Origin of the sequence: uncultured Aquimarina sp. (assembly GCF_947495315.1) — a bacterium.
Taxonomy (GTDB): domain Bacteria; phylum Bacteroidota; class Bacteroidia; order Flavobacteriales; family Flavobacteriaceae; genus Aquimarina.
This window is the reverse complement of record NZ_CANLYD010000003.1, coordinates 476,774-484,327: the sequence shown is the minus strand read 5'-3', so window position 1 is coordinate 484,327 and position 7,554 is coordinate 476,774. Positions and strand designations below refer to the sequence as shown.

Here is a 7,554-nt window from a genome sequence, read left to right as displayed (position 1 = left end):
AACATTTTTTAATTTTTAGGGGGTGGTCACGCCTCAAGCGTGACGACCTCCGCGTCCCAAACGCGGCGCGATAACCGAGAGGAGTTTATGCCGTGCTCGACACGGTACTACACCCCGAAATAGTTATCCTTTTTGCGGGTGCAAATATAAGCAAACTCTTTTGTTAAAACCTATTATTTATTTAAAGATTTTATTTCAATATTCGTTTTAACTGAAGTTCCAATAAATACCCCAACTTATCATAGCATTCTCTTACTCTTTCTATATCTCCGAATTCTCCGTAAGCATAATTCCCAATTACTTTAGGCGTTTGTGTACTGTATACATATGAATCTGGCTGAGCTGTTTTTACAAATTTTAGTGTTGTCTCAAGCTTACCTTCTTCTCTACCTACACTCGCACTACCTCCATATCCTGTATATATCCAATCTGCTTCGATGATTAATGTATAATTTGTTTTTTCTTCTGTAGATACGAATTTTAAATCGCTATAAGTATCTAATTTTTTGCTTACTCCTTGAATAAAAGCATTACGCCAAGTTTCTTTTTTAGCTTTTTCATAGGTTTCAAACCACTTTTCACCTTTGTTCTTATCTATCTTTCCATACTTACTCTTCATCTTCTCGATAAATTCCTTTTCAGGATGAAGACTAAAAATGATGAGATCTTCAGGGAAAGTAAGTTTTACAGCAATCTTTGTTTCATTTTTTAGAAACTCAAGTTTTTTCTTATCGATTTTAATTCTTTGTGCAAAAGAAATTGTACTGGCAAAAACCAGAAAAAGGAAAATTATTTTTCTAAACATTGAATAACATATATAATTGACTTCGATTTTTGATCTGACTACAATTATAAGTTATTTTTAAGAACCAATGCCTAATTAGTTTACGATATTTGAGCAAAATCCCACCTTTTGAAAAAAACAATAGTACTCTTTTTCTTTTTTCTTAGTTATGTAGCAAATGCTCAGTTTAACATTTCTGGATTAGTTATTGACAATACCACATTGACTCCTATAAAAAATGCTACTATAGTAGATGTAAAGACAGGAAACAAAACACTTTCTAATAACAATGGTTCCTTTAAACTTATTAGTAACGGAACTATTGAAATTTCTTTTTTAGGATATCAAACTAAAAAGATCACAGTGACTAATGATCAGAGCATTACCATATCCCTCAACCCTGACATAAATCTATTACAAGAGGTCTTAATAAATAGTCAATCCATTCTATTACAGAAGAAATATGCAACTGATGCAGTTGCTATTGTAAGTAAGCAAGAAATTGAGCGTGGTAATACTATTGAGTTGCACCCAATTCTAAATAAAGTTCCTGGAGTTTTTATGCAAAGTGGTACACTCAATACCAATCGGATTACTATAAGAGGAATTGGTGCTCGAAATTTATTTGGTACAGCAAATATTAGAACATATTTCGGAGAGATCCCTCTAACAGATGGAAATGGAGAATCATCTATTGAAGATCTGGAACTAGCTTCAATTTCAAGAATTGACATTCATAAAGGACCTTCGTCTAGTAGTTATGGTGTTGGCTTAGGAGGAACTATCTTGTTAAGACCAGAATTTATAGATAGTCAAGCTACAGAGGCTTTCTTTTCTAGTTCCTTAGGAAGTTACGGATTGAGTAGAAACATTGCGAAAATTGCTATTGGAGGAAAAAAATCAAATCTTAATATCGTTTATAGTAATAATCATTTTAGTGGATACCGAGATAATAACAGGTATAATAGAAATACAGTCACTGCTACTTCTTCTATATATTCTGGAGAGAAAAATAACTTCTCCATTATTGCTAGCTATGTTGATTTAAAGGCTGGAATTCCGAGCTCTTTGGATCAGGAAGGTTTTGATAACAATCCACGGCAAGCAGCTTTTACTTGGGGACAATCTCAAGCTTTTGAAGATGTTACGTATGGAATTCTGGGACTATCCTGGAAACATGATTATAGCCCATTATTTTCGCAACATACGAGTATATTTACTTCTTTCAGAAATAATTATGAACCAAGACCATTTAATATATTAGAAGAAAAATCTAATACGATCGGTATAAGAAGTAGAATCGTTGGTGCTACTACCCTATTCAAAAAAAGATGGAATTGGACAGCTGGTGGCGAACTTTTTTTAGACTTTTATAATGGTAAAACTTTTGATAACCTCTATGAAGATTTTCCTGCTGGCACTGGTAGCATTTTAGGCAACCAGCTTTCAGATCTTGATGAGAAAAGGAATTACTATAATCTTTTTGCAGAAACTAATTTTAAAGCAAATGATAAACTTCTATTTAATTTTGGGATACATCTAAATCAAACATTTTTTGATATTAATGACAATTTTTTGGGTGATGGTGATGATAGTTCTGGGAAATTTGATTTTGATCCAATTCTCTCTCCAAAAGTTGGAGCGAATTATCAATTAAATAATAATTTTATTCTTTTTGGAAACATAGCTCATGGTTTCTCTACTCCTACTACTTCAGAAACTTTATTACCAGATGGTGAATTCAATCCGGATATACAACCAGAAATCGGATGGAACTATGAAATTGGTACTCGTTATATTTTTTTTAAAAGTAAATTATACGGCTCTCTTTCCGTATACTCTCTACGAGTTAAAGATTTATTAGTCGCCAGAAGAACTGAAGAGGATAATTTCTTTGCAATTAATGCCGGAAAAACAATTCATAACGGAATAGAAGGAACACTAAATTATAGCTTATTGAGATCGAATCAGAGACAGCTCAATTTATTTGCTAATACATCTATCAATGATTATACGTTTAACGATTTTGTAGATTTTGATGAGGATTTTTCTGGCAATGACCTTACTGGTGTTCCATCACACGTTATTAATTTAGGGATTGATCTGATCACTAAAAAAGGAATATACGGAAATCTTAATTTTCAGATCGTTGGAAAAATTCCTGCAAATGATCAGAATTCAGTATTTAACGATCATTATGAATTATTACATGGTAAAATAGGGTACAAAAACAATATTGGCAAATACGTCTCCTATGATATCTTTTTAGGAGCTAATAATATTTTAGACATAAAATACGCTTCTCAATTACAGATTAATGCCAGAGGTTTTGGGAGTAATGCTCCCAGGTATTTTTATCCGGGATTACCTTTTAATACGTATGGAGGCATTAACATAAAATATAGATTATAAATAATTTTTATTTGTACTTTTCAGAAGTAAACTCAATCATCACAATGAAGAATTTTGTATTTCTAAAAATAGTACTACTTAGCACCCTCTTTTCCTGTGCCCAAGAAAAGAAAAATGACATCCAGATAGATGCTGATCCAAAAAATTATACTACCGAAATTGTCGTTCCCGATTTACAAATTCCCTGGGGTATGGTTTGGTTACCAGATGGAAGTATGCTTATTACAGAAAAAAGTGGTGAATTAATTCATTATAAAGACGGAACCAAAACTCAAATCGGCAATGTCCCTGAAGTGTATAATCGTAATCAGGGAGGATTATTAGATATTGAGCTTCATCCTAAATACAGTGAAAATGGATGGCTATACATTACATATTCTTCCAAAGAAGGATCTGAAAAAGGAGGACATACTGCATTGATCAGAGCTAAACTCCAGAATAACCAATTAACTTCTATTGAAAAATTGTATAAAGGAACACCCAATACTACTCGTGGACACCATTTTGGATCCAGAATAGAATTTGATAATGAAGGGTATCTTTATTTCAGTATTGGAGATAGGGGAAATAGAGATGAAAACCCTCAGGATGTTACCAGAGATGGTGGAAAAGTTTATAGACTCCATGATGACGGAAGTATTCCTGATGACAATCCTTTTGTAAGCAAAAAAGGAGCAAAAAAAGCAATCTTCTCTTACGGACATAGAAATCCTCAGGGAATGGCAATCAATCCCATAGATGGAAAAATATGGGTTCACGAACACGGCCCTAGAGGAGGTGATGAAATTAATATTGTCCAAAAAGGAGTAAACTATGGATGGCCCATTATTACATATGGAATTAATTACAGTGGATCCTCCATTACAGATATAACCAGCAAAGAAGGTATGGAACAGCCTATATATTACTGGACTCCTTCTATCGCTCCAAGCGGAATGGATTTTGTGACTAGTGACAAATATCCTGATTGGAAAAATGATCTACTAGTTGGCTCTCTAAAATTTCAATATTTGGAATTAGTGGAATTGGATAAGAATAAAGTAATCAGTAGAAAAAAAATAGCTGAAGATATTGGTCGAGTACGTAATGTACGTCAAGGTCCAGATGGTTATATTTATGTTGCCATAGAAAACAAAGGAATTGTAAAAATCATCCCAAAATCATAGTTGATGTTTGTTAAATTAAAAATAAGAAAACGTTTAAAGCAAATACTGATCCTAGAAGTTATTTCTATCATATTCTGTATTTCTGTATTAGCCAAACAAGGAACATCGAATAATGTATATGTTACTGATATGAAGGTAGACAATCAGGAAACCGAATTATCAAAGAGCATTGTACGTGGTGAAGAAATTTATGTTGATTTCTGTATGCAATGTCATTTACACGACGGCAAAGGAACACCCAAGGTTTTTCCTCCATTAGCAGGATCAGATTGGTTAGTAAACAAACGTAAAGAAAGTATTCATTCTATAAAATACGGGTTAAATGGCCCTATAAAAGTTAATGGAGAGTCATATAACAGCGCTATGACTCCCTTGGGACTAGAAGATGAAGAAATTGCAGATGTTATGAATTACATCATGAACAGCTGGGGTAACAAACAAAAAAAGATGGTTACACCAGAAGAAGTAACCGCAGTTAAGAAATGAAACATAACAATCACTGTATAATTTACGTTAACATTTTTTTATATCCTTTATAAAACATATTCGGAAAGTCTGTAGAAACCAAGATTTATGAAATCCCTTTTATTTTTTGTTATACTTTTCATAAGCCTAAACGCTTATAACCAAGAACTAGAAGACATTTCTCCCAATAGATATAGATTTAAGTACCGATCCATAGTATATAAAGGGTCAAGAATGGACATAACGGACCAACTTAGAAAAATAAAAAACAGCCCTAAATTTTCCGGAATTCCAGAAGAAATACAAACTGGGCTTAATGAGCTTTTTATAGATGCTAAAAAACAAGCTTTCCCTAGAGTATATCGGAAAAAGGCAATCTTATTTCTTGATGCATTATATAATTATGAAGAGTTTGTGATCATGTACAACGGAGCTCTTTATGATGTTGTAGAAAAGTTAAAAAGAGACATGAAACGTATTGATTTCAAGCTTGAAAGACAATACATCAAAGCAAAAACTATAGTAGACCGTTTAAAAAAGAAAGATCCCACAAATACCAAGGAGATAGATTCTTTAAATCAAGAAAGACAAAAAAGTTTAATCAGATTGGCTAGTCATCGTTGGATGAAGAAAAAATTTGACGGATATAAAGGCATAAATGTTGTCGAAAATCCAGATGAACTTATTACGGAATTCAAAAAAGCTGAAGCTGCATATATATTTTCCTTATTTAGAAAAAAGAGTGTCAATGAAATTAAGACATATCTGGAAAATGAGATCATTGATTTTTATTACAAAAAAGCGATAGTAGAAATTGATCCAGAAAAACTTGACCTTCAATACATCAATAAATATAACTAAGTAAAAAGAATATTGTTAAAAATATTTGATTAGTTTGCATTCATAAATGTCAATTCCTCTTAAAACATATAAAGTAATTGGATTAATGTCCGGAACCTCATTAGATGGCTTGGACATTGCCTTTTGTCAAATAGAAAAACAGCAGGATACCTGGACTTTTTCTATCACTAAAACCAAGAGTGTAGATTACGACACAGAACTTAAAAATAGTTTAAAAAACACGGTAAATCTTGATGCAGTTAGGTTATTAACTTTCCATAACAATTATGGATCCTGGTTGGGTACCCAGGTGAAACAATTTATTGAAGAAAACAATTTGGAAATAGATTTTGTTTCAAGTCACGGTCACACGGTTTATCATCAGCCGGAAATTGGATTAACCTATCAGATTGGTTCTGGTCAACATATTGCTAATTCTTGTAATCAAAAAGTGATTTGTGACTTTAGAACTAATGACGTAGCTCTTGGTGGTCAGGGAGCTCCTTTAGTTCCAATCGGAGATGCGCTACTGTTTAGCAATTATGATTTTTGTCTCAACTTAGGAGGTATCAGTAATATTTCTTTTGAACTTAATGATAAAAGAATTGCTTATGATATTTCTCCAGCTAATATGTTACTGAATCTTATTTGCTCCAAAATAAATCTTGATTATGATGATAGAGGAAAACTTGCCAAGACGGGAACATTAAATAAAAAAGTATTAGAAGCATTAAATGATTTGGCATATTACAAGGAGCCATATCCCAAATCACTTGGATACGAATGGTTTGTAGAGAAAGTCATTCCAATTATCAAAAACACTAATGATTCTGTTGAAAATTTACTACACACATCTATTCATCATATTGCATCGCAGATCGCTAATGCCATAAAAGAAACCCATAAAGAAGATTCATCGCTTCTGATCACTGGTGGCGGTGCCAAAAATGATTTTTTGATAGAAGTTTTACAACAAAAATTGCAAAAATCCTCTACAGTTATTATACCAGATACGAATATTATAGATTATAAAGAAGCTTTAATTTTTGCATTTATGGGAGTGTTAAGAGATAGGAATGAGCTGAATTGCCTACAATCTGTTACTGGTGCAAAAAGAGATTCTTCGTCAGGAGTTATCTACTATCCACATTAATGTTTCAATTTCTTCTAACCTTTTATAAAAAACTCTATCGATCAAAAACTCGATAACTCAATAACTATTTCTAAATTTGTCAAAAAATAATTGGGAATGCTTATTATTGGTATAGCTGGAGGAACAGGTTGCGGAAAAACGACTGTTGTGAATCAAATTGTGAATGAATTACCTGAAAATGAAGTGTGTGTCATTTCACAGGATTCATATTATAAAGACACTAGTCATCTTAGATACGAAGAAAGAACTAAAATCAACTTTGACCATCCACAATCTATAGATTTTGAACTATTAGGAGAACATCTCAATGCCTTAAGAAAAGGAGAAACGATTGAGCAACCTGTATATTCATTTGTTGAGCACAATCGAACTAAGGAAACTGTTAAGACTGAACCCAGCAAAGTAATTATTGTAGAAGGAATTTTGATCCTTACAAATCCTAAGATTCGGGATATGTTCGATATCAAAATATATGTGCAAACGGATAGCGATGAACGCCTGATCAGACGATTAAAACGCGATATTGCAGAAAGAGGTAGAGACATGGAAGAGGTTTTAGATCGCTACCAAAACACCCTAAAACCTATGCATCAGCAATTTATTGATCCTACAAAGGAGTTTGCAGATCTGATTATTCCTAACAACAATTACAATAATGTTGCCATCGATATTGTTCGTACCATTGTGAAAGAACGCTTGAATTAACTTTTGTACCTTTATAAACTAAAAATTAT

General features: G+C 32.7%; 7 protein-coding genes. 6 read left to right on the top strand and 1 reads right to left on the bottom strand.

All coding sequences use genetic code 11. From position 1 onward, the window contains the following. Window positions 1-190 precede the first annotated feature (190 nt). Window positions 191-805, bottom strand: a complete 615-nt coding sequence (locus Q0910_RS08030) for a hypothetical protein (protein ID WP_299214589.1) — start codon at window positions 803-805, stop codon at window positions 191-193. A 108-nt stretch (window positions 806-913) separates the two neighbouring features. Here Q0910_RS08030 and Q0910_RS08025 point away from each other — a divergent pair, with 108 nt between their 5' ends. The 6 genes from Q0910_RS08025 to udk all read left to right on the top strand — a co-directional run bounded on the left by Q0910_RS08025 (window position 914) and on the right by udk (window position 7,525). Continuing rightward, window positions 914-3,196, top strand: a complete 2,283-nt coding sequence (locus Q0910_RS08025; protein WP_299214586.1) for a TonB-dependent receptor — start codon at window positions 914-916, stop codon at window positions 3,194-3,196. A 44-nt stretch (window positions 3,197-3,240) separates the two neighbouring features. Continuing rightward, window positions 3,241-4,362: a PQQ-dependent sugar dehydrogenase gene (locus Q0910_RS08020; protein ID WP_299214584.1), complete on the top strand. Its 1,122-nt coding sequence runs from the start codon at window positions 3,241-3,243 to the stop codon at window positions 4,360-4,362. A 3-nt stretch (window positions 4,363-4,365) separates the two neighbouring features. Continuing rightward, entirely contained in the window at window positions 4,366-4,848 is a 483-nt protein-coding gene (locus Q0910_RS08015) for a cytochrome c (RefSeq protein ID WP_299214581.1), read from the top strand. Between the two features lie 87 nt (window positions 4,849-4,935). Then, entirely contained in the window at window positions 4,936-5,688 is a 753-nt protein-coding gene (locus Q0910_RS08010; protein WP_299214579.1) for a hypothetical protein, read from the top strand. Window positions 5,689-5,734: 46 nt separating this feature from the next. After that, window positions 5,735-6,820, top strand: a complete 1,086-nt coding sequence (locus Q0910_RS08005; protein WP_299214577.1) for an anhydro-N-acetylmuramic acid kinase — start codon at window positions 5,735-5,737, stop codon at window positions 6,818-6,820. Window positions 6,821-6,916: 96 nt separating this feature from the next. Beyond that, window positions 6,917-7,525 carry a uridine kinase gene (udk, locus tag Q0910_RS08000; protein WP_299214575.1) on the top strand — a complete coding sequence of 203 codons (609 nt, stop codon included), beginning with the start codon at window positions 6,917-6,919 and terminating at the stop codon, window positions 7,523-7,525. Window positions 7,526-7,554: the final 29 nt, after the last annotated feature.